The following is a 15,659-nucleotide window of genomic DNA, read 5'->3' as shown; positions in this document are numbered from 1 at the left end:
GATCAGATCCCCACAGTGAAGCCGGTGGACCAGGTCTGCATCTGTTGCACCAGCCGGTCCCAGGCACCGGTCAGCAGCAGCAGGCCGGTGACGATCATCATCGTGCCGCCGATGCGCATCACCCACACATAGTGGCGCTTGACCCAGCCGAAGGCGCCGAGGGCCTTGCGGAAGGCGACGGCGGTGAGCACGAACGGGATGCCGAGGCCGGCGCAGTAGGCGACGGTCAGCAGGGCACCGCGTCCGGCGCTGGCCTGGTTGGAGGACAGGGCCACGACGGAGGCGAGGGTGGGGCCGATGCAGGGGGTCCAGCCGACCCCGAACAGGGCCCCGAGCACGGGCGCGCCGACCAGTCCGGCGGCCGGCCGCTTGTGCAGGCGGAACTCCCGCTGGGTGAGCCAGGGCAGCATCCCCATGAAGAACAGCCCCATGAGGATCATGATCACGCCGAGCACCTTGGACAGGGTGCCCTTGTAGTCCTGCAGGGTCTGCCCGAAGAACCCGAACAGCGCGCCGCCGGAGACGAACACGACCGTGAAGCCGAGCACGAACAGGGTGGCGCCGGTGGCCATCCGGCCGCGCCGGGCCTCGGCCAGGTCGGTGCCGGTGACCCCCGTCACATAGGACAGGTAGCCGGGCACGAGCGGCAGCACGCACGGGGAGAAGAAGGAGACGAGCCCGCCGAGCACGGCGACGGGCAGCGCGAGCAGGAGGGCTCCGCTGAACACCGTCTGGTTGGGGTCAGTGGCTGCGGCCAGTAGCACGACGGCTCACTTCTCCGCGACGACCGGGGCGAGCATCTTGCGCAGCTTCTCCTCGCTGAGCGCCTGCAGGGCGCGGGCGGCGATCTTCCCGTCCCGGTCGATGACCAGCGTGGTCGGGATGAGCTGCGGGTTGAGCGTGCCCTTCTTGAAGCGGAGCATGAGCTTGCCGACGGGGTCGTACAGGCTCGGGTACGGCACGCCGAAGCTCTTCTCGAACTGCTGGGCCGGCTGGGGGCTGGTGTCGCGGGTGTTGATGCCGACGAACTGCACGCCCTGGGGGGCGGTCTCCTTGGCGACCTTCACCAGGTTCGGCGCCTCGGCCCGGCAGGGCGAGCACCACGAGCCCCAGACGTTGAGGACGACGACCTTGCCCTTGTAGGAGGCGAGGTCGAGCTGCTTGCCGTCGATGGTCTTGCCGGACAGGTCGGGGGCGGGCTTGCGCTCGCTCTTCTTCACCGTCGCGATGCCGTCGGAGCCGGTGATGAAGTGGGTGTTGCCCGAGCCGCCGGAGGTGCCGCCGGAGCCGCACGCGGTCAGGACGAGTGCCGCGGCGGCGGTGCCGGCGGTGAGCAGGGCGGCGCGGCCGCGGGCACGGGCGGTGCGCGTGCGGTGCGGACGGGACGTACGGTTCGCCCGGTTCGAGCACTGGGGGGCGCGGCTGGCGGCACTCATGTGAAAAGTTTCGCATGCCTGTTCCGGGGATCTTGCGCACCCCCCTGCTGGGCGGAAAACCGCATTTCAGGCGGCGCTGTGCACCCCTTGCCCGCCGCGCGTGCCGGTGGCCGGTGTCTCCTTCAGGAACTCCTTCCAGCCACCGGCCGGCCGCTGCCCGACCTCCAGGGTGCGCAGCTTGGCGAGGACCTCGGGCTTCTGCACGTCCAGCCAGTCGACGAACTGCCGGAAGGAGACCAGGCGCACGTCCGCGCCCTTCTCCTTCTCCCGCGCGATGTGCTTGAAAGCCTCCTCGACGGAGTCCATGTAGATGCCGCCGTTCCACTGCTCGAAGTGGTTGCCGATGAAGAACGGCGCCCGGTTCGTCTCGTAGGCCCGCTGGAAGCCGGCGATGTAGGCCTGGGCGGACTGGCGGCGCCAGGCGGGGTAGTGGTACGCGGGGGCCTTGGTGGAGTTCACGGACTGGTTGGCCAGCATGTTGTAGTCCATCGAGAGGACCTCGAAGGAACGGCCGGGGAAAGGTATCTGCTGCAGCGGGAGGTCCCATATGCCCTGCCGCTTGACCGGCCACACCTGCCGGCCGCCGGGCGAGGAGGCGTCGTAGCGCCAGCCCAGCTCGCGGGCGGTGGGCAGCAGCTGGTTCTGGCCGAGCAGGCAGGGGGTGCGGCCGCCGACGAGTTCCTTGTCGTAGTCGAACGGCAGGGAGGGCAGCTCGTGCCAGCCGGTGTTGGTCCGCCACTGCTTGACGAACGCCTTCGCCTGCTCGATCTCGCTGCGCCACTGCGCCGGCGTCCAGTTCGCGACCGTGCCGTGGCCGGAGCAGAAGTGGCCGTTGAAGTGGGTGCCGATCTCGTGGCCCTCCAGCCAGGCGCGGCGGACGTTGGCGAGGGTGGCCTTGATGTGCTCGTCGGTCAGGTAGCCGATGTCGGAGGCGCCACGGGGGTTGTTCGGCGGGTCGTACAGGCGCTTCTTCGCCTCCGGCAGCAGGTACAGCCCGGAGAGGAAGAAGGTCATGTGCGCGCCGTGCTCCTTGGCCAGGTCCAAAAAGCGCGGGAAGAGGCCGTTGCCGACCTCGCCGGCGCCGTCCCAGGAGAAGACGACGAACTGCGGCGGGGTCTGCCCCGGCTCCAGCGGCACGGGCGCGGCCGGCTGGTGCGGCTGCTTGCCGGTGAACGCCGTCGAGCCGTCCCCGATGGGCCGGGCGGGCTGCACCGTGCTCCGGCCGTGCGCACCCGCGCCGGAACCGTCGGCGCGATCGGAACCGTCCGAGGAGTGCAGACCGCCGCAGCCGGCCAGTCCGACGGCGGCCGCGGTGCCCGCGCCCAGGCCGAGCATTCCCCTCCGGGAGAAGGTGCGCATGAGATCCCCGATTCGTCACGTCCTCTGATGTGGTCACCCACACAGAGGACGCGACGAAGCCGGAGGTTGCCCGCTGCGGTACGAATATCGCAACGATAGTAAGAAAGGTGTGCGAAGGTGACGGAAGGCTCACCGTTCCCTTACGGTGCGTGGCCGCCGCACCCTCGACGGTGCGGCTACGCCCCGAACGCCTTCCCCTGCCCCTTCACCGGCTTGGCGCCCGCCAGCAGATGCGCCGGCACCAGGTCGCGGGCCGGCTCGGTGTAGCCGACGGAGACGATCCGGTCGCCCCGGTACGTGAACGTCGTCAGCGAGGCCAGCGTGCACTGCCGCTTGCGCGGGTCGTGCCACAGCCGCCGCCGCTCGACGTAGGAGCGCACGATCCAGATCGGCAGCTGGTGGCTGACCACCACCGCCTCGTGCCCGCGCGCGGCGTCCTTCGCCGCGTCCAGCGCGCCCATCATGCGCACCACCTGGTCGACGTACGGCTCGCCCCAGGACGGCTTGAACGGGTTGACCAGGTACTTCCAGTTGGCGGGCTTGCGCAGCGCGCCGTCGCCGACCCCGAAGGTCTTGCCCTGGAAGATGTTCTCCGCCTCGATCAGCCGCTCGTCGGTGGCGAGGTCCAGGCCGTGCGCCTTGGCGATGGGCGTGGCCGTCTCCTGCGCCCGCTCCAGCGGCGAGGCGACGACGTAGGTCACGTCCCGGGAGGCGAGGTGCTCGGCGACCCGCTCGGCCATCCGCCGGCCCAGGTCGGACAGGTGGTAGCCGGGCAGCCGCCCGTACAGGATCCCCTCGGGGTTCTCCACCTCCCCGTGCCGCATCAGGTGGACGACGGTGATGTCGTCCTTCTTCTGCGTCGGCCGGTTCTTCTCCGCGTGCTCGCTCATGCCGTCGCCTCCGCGGCCGCCCGGGCCGCCGCCGGCAGGGCGTCGGCGATCCGCTGCAGGGCCCGCTCGTCGTGCGCGGTGGAGACGAACCAGGACTCGAACGAGGACGGCGGCAGATAGACGCCGTGCGCCAGCATCGCGTGGAAGAACGCGGTGAAGCGGTACGACTCCTGCGCCTTGGCGTCCTCGTAGTTGCGCACCGGCCGGTCGGTGAAGAACACCGAGAACATGTTGGTGGCGTTCTGCAGGGTGTGCGCCACGCCCTCCTTGGTCAGCGCCTCGGACACCATGGCCTGCAACTGCTGCGAGACGTCGTCGATCTTCGCGTAGGCCGCCTCGTCGAGCAGGCGCAGCTGGGCCAGGCCCGCGGCGGTGGCCACCGGGTTCCCCGACAGGGTGCCCGCCTGGTAGACGGGTCCGGCGGGCGCGAGGTGCGCCATGACGTCGGCGCGCCCGCCGAACGCCGCGGCCGGGAACCCGCCGCCCATCACCTTGCCGAAGGTCATCAGGTCCGGCTCCACGCCGTCGACGCCGTACCAGCCGGCCCGGCTGGTACGGAACCCGGTCATGACCTCGTCGGAGATGTACAGCGCGCCGTTGTCCCGGCACAGGTCCTTCAGCCCCTGGTTGAACCCGGGCAGCGGCGGCACGACGCCCATGTTGCCGGGCGAGGCCTCGGTGATCACACAGGCGATCTCGTCCGGGTGCGCGGCGAAGGCGGCGCGCACGGCGTCGAGGTCGTTGTACGGCAGCACGATCGTGTCCGCGGCCTGCGCGCCGGTGACACCGGGCGTGTCCGGCAGCGCGAACGTGGCCACCCCCGACCCCGCGGAGGCCAGGAGGGCGTCGACGTGCCCGTGGTAGCACCCGGCGAACTTGATCACCTTGGTGCGCCGGGTGAACCCGCGGGCCAGCCGGATCGCGGACATGGTGGCCTCGGTCCCGCTGGAGACCAGCCGCACCTGCTCCAGCGGCGCGACGCGCGCGACCATCTCCTCGGCGAGCGCGACCTCGCCCTCACCGGGCGTGCCGAAGGACGTGCCGCGCGCGACCGCCTCCTGCACGGCGGCGATCACCTCCGGGTGGCTGTGCCCGAGGATCATCGGACCCCAGGAGCACACGAGGTCGACGTACTCCCGCCCGTCGGCGTCCGTCAGGTATGCGCCCTTGCCGGACACCATGAACCGGGGCGCACCGCCCACGGCACCAAAGGCACGCACCGGCGAGTTCACGCCACCGGGCGTGACGGCCGCCGCACGGTCGAACAGCGCCTGCGAGACGGGGGCTTCGTATGGATATGGCAGTTCGCTCATGACCTGCGACTTCTCCGATTCCGCGGGGTTTTCTCGGATGACGTGGATCCGGGACGGGCAGTGACCCAGTTCAGGGTAGGCCAGCGGGGACGGAGAGGCGGGGGTGGAGGCCCTGCGAGGGGGCGCGCGCCGGCACCGTCAGTGGTTAAAAGGAGCCGCCCCCCCCCCGCCCCCCGGCGCGCCCCCCCGCCACTGACACCGGGCGACCGACTCCTACGCCAGGGACGGCCGCGCGCCTCCTTGCCGGTGACGGCCGCGCACCCCTTCCCCTCTGACGGCCGCGCGCTTCCCCGCAGAGGACGGCCCGGCGGCACACCCGGATCGACGGTCGAACGACGGAACGTACCCAGACGTCACCCTGGCCACTCCTCTTGGCGGTACACCGCCACAACACGCCCGCGTTCCATACCGACACCGAACCGGATCGATCAGCAATCGGTCACTCTCCGGTGTTCAGCCGTACGTCATTCGGTTACGGAAGCGACGTAATCGATGATTTGAGCAACTCGGTGTAGCAGAGCCTGTACGAAGCGTTATTCTCCTCAGACGCAAACCGGTACCCCTCCGTCGCCACGACGGGTGAACGGTTCCGCACTGCACGTGATGGAAGCTCTGCCTCTGGGAGTCCCGTGTACCCACACGTCGGGGTTGACGCCTCGGGCCTGGCTACGCTCCGCGCAACGGTCCTGGACCTGCTGCGCGGCCTCGTCCCCACCGCGTACGCCGGTCCCGCATTCGCCACCGCCGCCCCCGCAGGCCGCCCCTGCTACGCGCTGGCCGAGAGCATGCGGCAGGTCCCGGCGCGCAGCGCCGTCGTCGACGGGCGGCGGTCGGGCGACGGGCGCGCGGTGGGCAGACGAGGGCGCCCGTCCGCCGCGGCGACCGCCCGCCGCCCGGCGGCGGACAGCGACAGCGCCCGGATGATGGACCTCGTCGAGCGCGCCCAGGCCGGCGAAGCCGATGCCTTCGGCCGCCTCTACGACCAGTACAGCGACACCGTGTACCGGTACATCTACTACCGCGTCGGCGGCAAGGCCACCGCCGAGGACCTGACCAGCGAGACCTTTCTGCGGGCGCTGCGCCGCATCGGCACCTTCACCTGGCAGGGCCGCGACTTCGGCGCCTGGCTCGTCACCATCGCCCGCAACCTGGTGGCCGACCACTTCAAGTCCAGCCGCTTCCGCCTGGAGGTCACCACCGGCGAGATGCTCGACGCCAACGAGGTCGAGCGCTCCCCGGAGGAATCCGTCCTGGAGTCGCTGTCCAACGCCGCGCTGCTGGACGCCGTACGCCGGCTCAACCCCCAGCAGCAGGAGTGCGTCACGCTCCGCTTCCTCCAGGGGCTGTCCGTGGCGGAGACCGCCCGGGTCATGGGCAAGAACGAGGGCGCCATCAAGACCCTCCAGTACCGGGCCGTGCGCACCCTGGCCCGCCTCCTCCCGGACGACGCCCGCTGAGCCGCCCACGCTCCGCGGCATTCAACTCACTGTCCGTACCGGCATGTTGACGCACCGCACGGATCCTTTTCCGTCCGTAACCGAAGTGCCGAGCCGCTCGTTGAGCGGGATACAGGCTCCCTGTGGTCACGCCTTGGCCCACGCTGATCACTCGTCCGGGTGGCAGCGGTCGCGGGCGTGCAACCCTCAGGTCCCCTGGGGAGTCGACCGTCTTGACGAGAGGAGGTGCCGCCAGTGATCGCGAACGTATCGGCGCACCGGCGGGCGAACGCCTTCGCCCAGGCCCTGGAGGAGCTGTCCGACCGGGGCACGGCGGCCGAGCAGTCCGAGGGACCGGCGCCGGCCCCGGCAGCGGCGGACGAGACCGAGCAGGGCCGCCTGGTGGCCCTTGCCGCCGGTCTCGGCGCCCTGCCCAGACCGGAGCTGGACCCCGAGGTCAAGGTCGTCCAGCGGGCCCGCCTCGTGGCCGCGATGGAGGCCATGCTGCAGGAGGGCACCGCGGCGGGCGAGGCGAGTGACCCCACCGTGCCCGGACAGCGGAGGGCCAAGGGCGCCCACCGGGCGAGCAGCCTGGGGAAACTGCGGCCGCGCACACGGCTGACCAAGGGCCTGGCCGCCGGCGGGCTCAGCGTCGGCGTGGCCGCGGGCGCCTTCGGTGGCGTGGCCGCGGCCAGCTCCGACGCCCTCCCCGGTGACTCGCTGTACGGCCTCAAGCGCGGCATCGAGGACTTCAAGGTCACCTACCTGACCGACGGCGCCGACGAGCAGGGCAAGGCCTACCTCGACCTGGCCTCCACCCGGATGAGCGAGGCCCGCCGGCTGCTGGAGCGCGGCCGCAGCGGCCACCTCGACCACGAATCCCTGGGCGAGATCCGCCGCACCCTGACCGGCATGCAGAAGGACGCCGCCGAGGGCCACCGCCTGCTGCACGAGGCCTACGAGCGCGACCCCGACTCCCTGGGCCCCATCCAGACCCTGTCCGCCTTCTCCCGCACCCACCGCCGGGCCTGGGGCGCGCTGCGCGAGAAGCTGCCGGTGCAGCTCGGTGACGTCAGCGAGCAGGTGTCGTCCGTGTTCGACGCCATAGACGAAGAGGTCGCCCCGCTGCAGTCGCTGCTGCCCCAGCCCCCGGCCCACACCGGCGGCGGCACCCGGCAGCACGACGCCGGGCCCGGCTCGCCCTCCGGCTCCTCCTCCGCGGACCACTCCGCCCGGCCGAGCACCGGCAGCGGCACGCCCTCGGCCGGCCACCGGTCCGGCAGCGGCAGCCCCAGCACCTCGGCGGGCTCCGGCGAGGAGAGCGGCGACGGCCTGCTCGGCGGCACCACCGGCGGCCTGCTCGACCCGCCCAAGGCGAGCGACAGCGCCTCGCCGTCCGAGAGCAGGCCGCCCGCCCACGGCGCCCCGGACGTCACGATCCCGCCGCTCCTGCCGGGCCTGCTGCCCGGCCTCGGCATCGACAGCGAGGACGCCAAGTAGCCGTACGAGCGTCGTCCGTACGAGAGCCCTACGTACGAGAGCCGTACGACAGCACGACGGCGGGGGCGCCCCTCTTCCCGAGGGGCGCCCCCGTCGTCCGCCGTCACGGCACGCCTCAGAGAAGCACTCAGAAGAACACGGACCGGCGCTGCACCAGCAGCTTGTACAGCGTGTGCTGGATCTGTTCGCGGACCTGGTCGGTCAGGTTGAACATCAGCATCGGGTCCTCGGCCGCCTCCGGCGGATAGCCGTCCGTCCGGATCGGCTCGCCGAACTGGATCGTCCACTTCGTCGGCAGCGGGACCGCGCCGAGCGGACCCAGCCACGGGAAGGTCGGCGTCAGCGGGAAGTAGGGGAAGCCGAGCAGCCGGGCCAGCGTCTTGGCGTTGCCGATCATCGGGTAGATCTCCTCCGCCCCGACGATCGAGCAGGGGATGATCGGCACGCCCTGCCGCAGCGCCGTGGAGACGAAACCGCCCCGCCCGAAACGCTGCAGCTTGTAGCGCTCGCTGAACGGCTTCCCGATCCCCTTGAAGCCCTCCGGCATCACCCCGACCAGCTCGCCCTGGCCCAGGAGGCGTTCGGCGTCCTCGGTGCAGGCGAGCGTGTGGCCGAGCTTGCGGGCCAGTTCGTTGACCACGGGCAGCACGAAGACCAGATCGGCGGCGAGCAGCCGCAGATGGCGCCCGGCGGGGTGGTGGTCGTGCACGGCGACCTGCATCATCAGGCCGTCCAGCGGCAGCGTGCCCGAGTGGTTGGCGACGATCAGCGCGCCGCCCTCCTTCGGGATGTTCTCGATGCCCTTCACATCCACCCGGAAGTACTTCTCGTACAGCGGCCGCAGCAGCGACATCAGCACCTGGTCGGTCAGCTCGGCGTCGTAACCGAAGTCGTCGACCTCGTACTCCCCGGTCAGGCGGCGGCGCAGGAACGACAGGCCGCTCGCGATGCGCCGCTCCAGCCCGCCGTCGTCCTCGCCGTCGGGCCGCGCCTGCGGCGCCGGCTCCTGCCGCGCGTCCGGCTGCCGGGCCGCCTCCCCCTGCGGGGTCTCGGCCGGTGCGGGCCGGTGGACGGCCGACAGCGGCTGCACCTCCCCGGCCGCCGCGGGCTCGGCCCCGGTGCGCCGGGTGCCCGCACCCCGGCGCCGCGCCTGCCTGGCCCCGGAACCCGACCGGGACCGGTCGTCGTCGAACGGAATGACCTTGGCGTCCGCCATTGCTGCGCTCCTCAGTCGGCGCTCTGCGTCGGGGGGTGACCGCTGCCCCGCAGGGACAGCGCGGCGATCCGGTCGACGGCCCCCGCAAGGGCCTCCGGCGGGAGCAGTCCGGCACCCTGGGCGCGGGCGAAGTCCGCGAACGTCTCCGCGGTGGTGTACCGGGGTGAGAAGCCCAGCGTGCGCCGCATCTCGTCCGTGTCGACCACCCTGCCGTGGGTGAGCAGCCGGATCTGCTCGGGTGAGAAGTCCGTCATCCCCAGCGTACGCACCAGGGAGCCCGCCCACGTGACGGCGGGCAGCAGCAACGGCACCGTGGGGCGGCCCAACCGCCGCGAGCACTGCGAGAGCAGCAGCACGCCGTCCCCGGCGATGTTGAACGTGCCGCTGTTGAGCGTGCCCCGGCGCGGCTCGTGCGCGGCGATGCGCAGCACCTCGATCACGTCGTCCTCGTGCACGAACTGCAGCCGCGGGTCGTAGCCGAACACCGTCGGCAGCACCGGCAGCGAGAAGTAGGAGGCCAGCGGGGTGTCCGCGGTGGGCCCGAGGATGTTGGCGAACCTCAGCACGCACACGGCCACGTCCGGCCGCCGCCGCGCGAAGCCCCGGACGTACCCCTCGACCTCCACGATGTCCTTGGCGAAGCCGCCGCTGGGCAGGGACTTGGCCGGGGTGGTCTCGGTGAACACCGCCGGGTCGCGGGAGGCCGAGCCGTAGACGTTGGTGCTGGACTTGACCACCAGCCGCTGCACGCTCGGGGACTTCTGGCAGGCGCCGAGCAGCTGCATGGTGCCGATGACGTTGGTCTCCTTGACCGTGGCCCGGCTGCCACCGGCCAGCGCGGTGCCGGTGACGTCCATGTGGACGACCGTGTCGGCGCCGGACTCCGCGAGCACCCGGGCGATGGTGGGCTGCCGGATGTCCGCCTGGACGAAGTCCGCGGCGCCCAGATGGTGCTCGGGCGGCACCGCGTCCACGGCGACGACGCGGTCCACCTGCGGATCACGCTGGATCCGCCGGACGAACCGGCCCGCGAGCGAGCGGGCCACCCCGGTGACGAGCACGACCTGTCCCAAGACCAGCGCCCTCCTTCACGTCGCACACCGCGTTCCCCGTGTGCGGCCAACCTATCGGGTCGGCGTCGCGCTGTGATGAGCGTCGACTGCGTGACGTGACGAACACCGCCCGTACGGTGACCGGCCCGGCCACCGCCGCCCGGGACGAATGACCGTCACGCCACCCCCGGGCGGGGCGGGCCGCGGTACGAACGTGGCCCCCCACCTCACGGGTGGGGGGCCACGGACACGCTCTCGCGGTGTCGCGCACTAACGTGCGGCGACCGGCGTCACTTCTTGTTGCGACGCTGGACGCGGGTGCGCTTCAGCAGCTTGCGGTGCTTCTTCTTGGCCATCCGCTTCCGCCGCTTCTTGATAACAGAGCCCACGACTACCCTCGCTCACTTCTCATCACTCGGTGTTTGGGCGCCATGGGCCCACACGACCTTCGAGGGGTCAGCCTACCCGCCCGAGCGCTGAGGTCGTTAATCGAGGCGTCCGGAGGGACCCGAACTGTTCCGTAATGCCCGATACGGATCCCTCCTGATCGTCGTCAGGCGGTTTCCACCCCCACGTAGCTCTCGCGGAGGTACTCGTGAACCGCTTGCTCCGGGACGCGGAAGGACCTTCCCACCCGGATCGCGGGCAGATGACCGCTGTGCACCAGGCGGTACACGGTCATCTTCGACACTCGCATCACCGAGGCGACCTCCGCCACGGTGAGGAACTGAACCTCGTTCAGAGGCCTCTCGCCAGCTGCAGCCATGTCACACCTGCACCTTCCGCACTCGACGGCCACCGGCTTCCCCTTCCGGTGACTCTTCGTCGCTGCGTGCTCACTCCCCAGACTAGGGGCGGGTGATGCGAGTGGGGAAGAGGTGCACCCATCACCGCCCTACCGTGACAGACGCGCTCGATTGAGTACGTAGCGGATGAGCGGACGGTAGGAGGCGGCCCGCACACCGTCATCAAGCGGAACGACCACGGACACGCGCCCCTCCGCCTGCCCCACGAACAGGGCGGGGTCGTCCGTATCACCCAGACCCACGGCCTCGAACCCCAGCTGACCTGCTCCGCAGACCCATCCGTGGTCCCCGATCACCAGCTCCGGCAGCGGCCCGCCGGCGTCCGCGGCCGCCTGCAGCGCCAGCCGAACCGGGAGCGGCGAATGCGTGTGCGCGCCGGGCTCACAACCGGTGCGTTCGGCGCCGGACGGCCGCACGAGGGCCACTCCGCGGACGTAGTCGATGAGGAACGTGCGTAGACCGAACCGGGTCGTTATGTCGACACAGCGACCCTGCGCGGGGGTGAGAACGCTACATCCCGCCGCCGACAACGCGCCCGCCAACGCGGCGTAGAAGCCGAGCAGCCGGTGCGGGTGCCCGGTGCCGAGGAGCACGGGCGCGCCGCTGCGGGCCACCGCACCGAGCCGGTCGGCGAAGGCCGCCAGGGCGGTCAGCGTCAGCTCAGGATCGATCACATCCTGGCCGACAGTGTGACGCGGATCAGCCGAGACCCCGCACTTTCGCGCCATCAACTCGATCACATCCCGCTGCTCCCAGGCCCGTTCGGGATCGATCCCGATCAGCAGCCGGGGGTCCCGGGCCGCGAACAGCCGGTAACTGCGCAGGCTCGTCTCCCGCGTCGTCGCCACGACCCCGGCGAGACGCGCCCGCAGCAGATGCGCGCGCAGCGCGGCGGTGCTCACCACGGTGCGATGGTGACGGACGGCTCACGGCCGAGGGACGGAAACCGGGGAACACCGCTCGGTCGGCGTAACGGGACGGGGCACGACGGCCGTGACGGGTGTGAGGTCCCTGACAGCGGTGATGGCCGTGACGGCGGCCACGGGGGTCCGCGGCGAGGTGCGGCGCGACGTCCCGCGCGGCCTCGGGTGCGGCATCCCGCGGCATCCCGCGGCGTCCGGCGCAGGGCTTGCGCGGCGTCCGGCGTCAGGGCTCGCCCGGCCACGTACGGGCGGCGTCCGGCGACGGGGCCGGCGCGGGGACGTACCGCACGCCTCCCGTCCGCGCTCTACGCCAACAGCCCCCGCAGCGGGAACACCGCCCGCCGCGTCGCCAGGATCGCCTGGTCCAGCCGGTCCGCGGGGTCGTACCCCGCCTCCCACGCGGACCACGGGACCGGCCACCGGCCGTCCGTCATCCGCATCGGCCCCAACTGCCGCGTCCGCGCGTACACCTGCTGCCGCCAGCTCTCCGGGATCACCGTCTCCGGCTCGACCGGCCGCCCCGCGGCGATCCCCACCAGGTGCGTCCACGACCGCGGTACGACGTCCACGACCGCGTACCCGCCGCCGCCGAGCGCGACCCACTTGCCGTCGGCGTACTCGTGGGCCAGGTCGTGGCAGGCCGTCTGCACCGCCCGCTGCGCGTCCAGCGACACCGCAAGATGCGCCAGCGGATCCTCGAAGTGCGTGTCCGCCCCGTGCTGGGTGACCAGCACCTGGGGCCGGAAGTCGGCGACCAGCTCGGGCACCACCGCGTGAAACGCCCGCAGCCACCCCGCGTCCCCGGTGCCGGCGGGCAGCGCCACGTTCACCGCCGACCCCTCCGCACTGTCGGCCCCGGTCTCCTGCGGCCACCCCGTCTGCGGGAACAGCGTCCGGGGGTGCTCGTGCAACGAGATCGTCAGCACCCGCGGGTCCTCCCAGAACGCCGCCTGCACCCCGTCGCCGTGGTGCACGTCGACGTCGACGTACGCGACCCGTTCGGCGCCCAGTTCCAGCAGCCGCGCGATCGCCAGCGCCGCGTCGTTGTAGACGCAGAACCCCGAGGCGGCCCCCGGCATCGCGTGGTGCAGGCCGCCGGCGAAATTCACCGCGTGCAGCGCGTCCCCGCGCCACACCGCCTCCGCCGCGCCCACCGACTGGCCCGCGATCAGCGCGGAGACCTCGTGCATCCCGGCGAACGCCGGATCGTCCAGGGTGCCCAGCCCGTACGACTGGTCGGCCGCCACCGGATCCGCCGACGCCGCCTTTACGGCCTCGATGTAGTCCTCCCGGTGGACGAGCCGCAGCGTCGACTCCCCGGCGGGCTTGGCCGCCACCACGTCCACCTCACGGTCGAGCCCGAAGGCGCCGACCAGTTTCCGGGTCAGGGCGAGGCGGACCGGATCCATCGGATGGCCCGGCCCGAAGTCATACCCCGTTACTGCCTCGTCCCACATCAGCTGTGCGCGGCCGCTCATGACCGCCACCGTATCGGTCCGGCGAAGCCGCGAACGACCTGGCGTACACCAGCGTCACCAGCACCAACGCCATCGGCACGAGCATCGCCCCGCGATAGCTCCACGCGTCGCCCAGCGCGCCCACCAGTGGCGAGCCCACCAGGAAGCCGACGTAGTTGAAGACGTTCAGCCGCGCGATCGCCGCGTCCGACGCGCCGGGACCGTGGGCGTCCAGCGCGCGCCGCCCGGCCGCCGCGAACGTCTGCGGCACCAGCACGCACAGCCCGAGCCCCAGCAGCGTGAACCCGAGCATCCCCACCCAGGGCCCCACTCTGCTACGCCGCTCGCGCTCTGTAGCTTTGTCCTGCCGTCCACTTCTCCTAGTGTACCTTACGTACACCGCTCCTCCTGCTTTGTTACGTTTTTTTTTTTTTTTAAGTGACCCGGCCCCCCCCGAGATCTCCACGGAGGGAGTCGCCGCCGGCGTCAGTTGTTTAAAAGAGCCGGCCCCCCCCCCGCCCCCCGCCCCCCGCCCCGAACCGCCGCACCCCCAGGTCCCCGAGGGACCGGCCCAGCAGCGTGGTGACCATGTACACGTTGTACGGCACCGTCGCCAGCTGCTCCGAACTGCCCAGCGTGTCCTGCAGATACTTCGCGCTCCAGTTCGACACGGTGGAGTCCCCGATGTACGCGAAGGTCATCACCAGGCACAGCGGCAGCAGCAGCCCGAAGGCGACACCACGGGCCGCCCGTCCCCCCTCGGCGGACACGCCACCCCCCACGGCCGATACGCCACCGCCCTCGGCGGACACAGCGTCGTCCGCGGCGGTCACGGCGCCGACCGTGCCGCCGGCCGGACCGTCGACGTACCACCGGCTGCCCACCAGCGTCGCCGGCAGCAGCACCGCCACCGCCGGCAGGTACGACACCCACAGCGCCAGATGCCAGTGCGCCCCCGCCCAGGCCAGCGACGCTCCCACGATCCCGCCCAGGCTGTAGGCCGCGTGGAAGCCGAGCATGATGCTGCGGCCGTACGCGTGCTGCAGGCTCACCCCGAGCATGTTCATCGACGCGTCCAGCGCGCCCACGGCCAGCCCGAACACGGCCAGAGCCGCGGCCAGTTCGGCGATCCGGTTCCCGGCCCCGACCCCGACCAGCGCCACCATCGCCACCGGCTGGGACCAGCGCAGCACCCGGCTGGGCCGGATCCGCTTCACCAGCTGCTCGGTGGTCACGCTCCCCACTCCGGCGAGGATCGGGACGGCGGCCAGGAAGACCGGCAGTACGGCGTCCGAGACGCCGTAGCGGTCCTGGACCGCCGGGATGCGCGTGACGAGGAGGGCGAAGACGGCGCCCTGCGCGAAGAAGCCGAACGCCAACGAGGCCCTGCCGCGCCGCAGCACATCAGTCATGGCGGCGAGCGTAGGGCCCCGGGCTACCGGTGGGTAGATCCAGTCGAAGCTGAATTCCGCTCAGCTTCACCCGGCCATCGCGGGCGCCGGAGCGGACGCGGACGTCGCGGGGCGGGCGGCCTTGGTCTCGGCGAGAAGCATCCTCGCCATCGGGCCGGCGGCGAGCGCCCCGCTGACGAAGAACCCGAGTGCCATGGCCACCACCATGATCACATTGCCCAGCCACACCATGGTGTCGACCGGCAGCGTGTAGGCGCCCACCACCCGCACCACGCACTCACCGAGCAGCACCAGGCCCCACACCAGCGAGAAGACCTTCTCCGCCCGCCGGAACCGCGTCGAGCCGGCCGTCAGTCGTGCCCACGCGGCCTCCCGCGCGGCGTCGCCCTTCACCAGCCAGGGCTTCATCACCGCGGTCATCATGGGCCTGCCGAGCGCCACGGACACCAGGACACCGATGCCGATCGCGCTGCTGACGCCGCTGTCCTTGGCGAGCATCAGCCGCGGGTCCCCGGCGACGAGGCTCAGCAGCAGTCCGACCACGTTGACGAACAGGATGAGGACGGCGAGCGCGTTGACCTTGCGCTCCTTGACCGCACACCATCCGGTCCGCAGGGCCGGCACCACGCTGCTCCACCCCAGGGCCGCGAGCGTGCTCATTCCGGCGGCGTCCTTCAGCAGGTAGTACCCGCCGACCGGCACCGCGACATCCACCAGCAGGGGGGCGAGGTTCGCGCGCTTCGTGTTCGTCGTCATGCCCTCAAGCTTCGTGGCCGAGGGGGGTCCGCCAGTAGGAACGATCGTCCGGAGGTCCGCATGACAATTGTCAGCACCCGCCTGTGCGCCCGGTCATGACGGG

At 71.6% G+C, this 15,659-nt stretch carries 14 protein-coding genes and 1 pseudogene; 2 read left to right on the top strand and 13 right to left on the bottom strand.

What is annotated here, in order from left to right:
• Positions 1-2: 2 nt before the first annotated feature.
• The 5 genes from GV126_RS18995 to hemL all read right to left on the bottom strand — a co-directional run bounded on the left by GV126_RS18995 (position 3) and on the right by hemL (position 4,998).
• Positions 3-764: a cytochrome c biogenesis CcdA family protein gene (locus GV126_RS18995; protein WP_159668262.1), complete on the bottom strand. Its 762-nt coding sequence runs from the start codon at positions 762-764 to the stop codon at positions 3-5.
• A 6-nt stretch (positions 765-770) separates the two neighbouring features.
• On the bottom strand, positions 771-1,436 hold the full coding sequence (locus GV126_RS18990; RefSeq protein WP_159668259.1) for a TlpA family protein disulfide reductase: 666 nt from the start codon (positions 1,434-1,436) through the stop codon (positions 771-773).
• A gap of 66 nt (positions 1,437-1,502) precedes the next feature.
• Positions 1,503-2,795, bottom strand: coding sequence for a polysaccharide deacetylase family protein (locus tag GV126_RS18985; protein WP_159668256.1), 1,293 nt, complete (start codon positions 2,793-2,795; stop codon positions 1,503-1,505).
• Positions 2,796-2,971: 176 nt separating this feature from the next.
• A complete protein-coding gene (locus tag GV126_RS18980; protein ID WP_159668253.1) occupies positions 2,972-3,685 on the bottom strand; it encodes a histidine phosphatase family protein in 714 nt (237 codons plus the stop codon).
• Positions 3,682-4,998: a glutamate-1-semialdehyde 2,1-aminomutase gene (hemL, locus tag GV126_RS18975; protein WP_159668250.1), complete on the bottom strand. Its 1,317-nt coding sequence runs from the start codon at positions 4,996-4,998 to the stop codon at positions 3,682-3,684. Before hemL ends, GV126_RS18980 begins: the two co-directional genes overlap by 4 nt.
• Before the next feature lie 629 nt (positions 4,999-5,627).
• Between hemL and GV126_RS18970 the strand changes: the two genes are divergently transcribed.
• Positions 5,628-6,455 (top strand): ECF subfamily RNA polymerase sigma factor, BldN family, encoded by an 828-nt coding sequence (locus GV126_RS18970; RefSeq protein WP_159668247.1) that lies wholly within the window; start codon positions 5,628-5,630, stop codon positions 6,453-6,455.
• 234 nt (positions 6,456-6,689) lie between these two features.
• A complete protein-coding gene (locus tag GV126_RS18965) occupies positions 6,690-7,934 on the top strand; it encodes a DUF5667 domain-containing protein (protein ID WP_159668244.1) in 1,245 nt (414 codons plus the stop codon).
• 127 nt (positions 7,935-8,061) lie between these two features.
• Here the strand turns inward: GV126_RS18965 and GV126_RS18960 are convergent, their stop codons facing one another.
• The 8 genes and pseudogenes from GV126_RS18960 to GV126_RS18920 all read right to left on the bottom strand — a co-directional run bounded on the left by GV126_RS18960 (position 8,062) and on the right by GV126_RS18920 (position 15,556).
• Positions 8,062-9,150, bottom strand: a complete 1,089-nt coding sequence (locus tag GV126_RS18960; RefSeq protein WP_159668241.1) for a lysophospholipid acyltransferase family protein — start codon at positions 9,148-9,150, stop codon at positions 8,062-8,064.
• An 11-nt stretch (positions 9,151-9,161) separates the two neighbouring features.
• The gene (locus GV126_RS18955) at positions 9,162-10,223 is read right to left on the bottom strand and encodes an NAD-dependent epimerase/dehydratase family protein (protein ID WP_159668239.1); all 1,062 of its coding nucleotides are present in this window, start codon (positions 10,221-10,223) and stop codon (positions 9,162-9,164) included.
• A gap of 269 nt (positions 10,224-10,492) precedes the next feature.
• Positions 10,493-10,591 carry a 30S ribosomal protein bS22 gene (locus GV126_RS18950; RefSeq protein WP_003948845.1) on the bottom strand — a complete coding sequence of 33 codons (99 nt, stop codon included), beginning with the start codon at positions 10,589-10,591 and terminating at the stop codon, positions 10,493-10,495.
• Positions 10,592-10,755: 164 nt separating this feature from the next.
• Entirely contained in the window at positions 10,756-10,968 is a 213-nt protein-coding gene (locus tag GV126_RS18945; RefSeq protein ID WP_004984898.1) for a helix-turn-helix domain-containing protein, read from the bottom strand.
• A 129-nt stretch (positions 10,969-11,097) separates the two neighbouring features.
• Positions 11,098-11,913, bottom strand: coding sequence for a phosphatase (locus GV126_RS18940; protein ID WP_159668236.1), 816 nt, complete (start codon positions 11,911-11,913; stop codon positions 11,098-11,100).
• A 323-nt stretch (positions 11,914-12,236) separates the two neighbouring features.
• Positions 12,237-13,409, bottom strand: a complete 1,173-nt coding sequence (locus tag GV126_RS18935; RefSeq protein WP_159668233.1) for an acetoin utilization protein AcuC — start codon at positions 13,407-13,409, stop codon at positions 12,237-12,239.
• Positions 13,360-14,800: pseudogene (locus GV126_RS37695) on the bottom strand (MFS transporter). The gene GV126_RS18935 and the pseudogene GV126_RS37695 overlap by 50 nt, the downstream one beginning before the upstream one ends.
• A gap of 66 nt (positions 14,801-14,866) precedes the next feature.
• The gene (locus tag GV126_RS18920) at positions 14,867-15,556 is read right to left on the bottom strand and encodes a VC0807 family protein (protein WP_159668230.1); all 690 of its coding nucleotides are present in this window, start codon (positions 15,554-15,556) and stop codon (positions 14,867-14,869) included.
• Between the last annotated feature and the right edge of the window lie 103 nt (positions 15,557-15,659).

Source organism: Streptomyces mexicanus (assembly GCF_902506575.1).
GTDB classification, from domain to species: domain Bacteria; phylum Actinomycetota; class Actinomycetes; order Streptomycetales; family Streptomycetaceae; genus Streptomyces; species Streptomyces mexicanus.
Note: the sequence above shows the minus strand (reverse complement) of the source record. Positions and strands in the feature narration are given on the sequence as shown.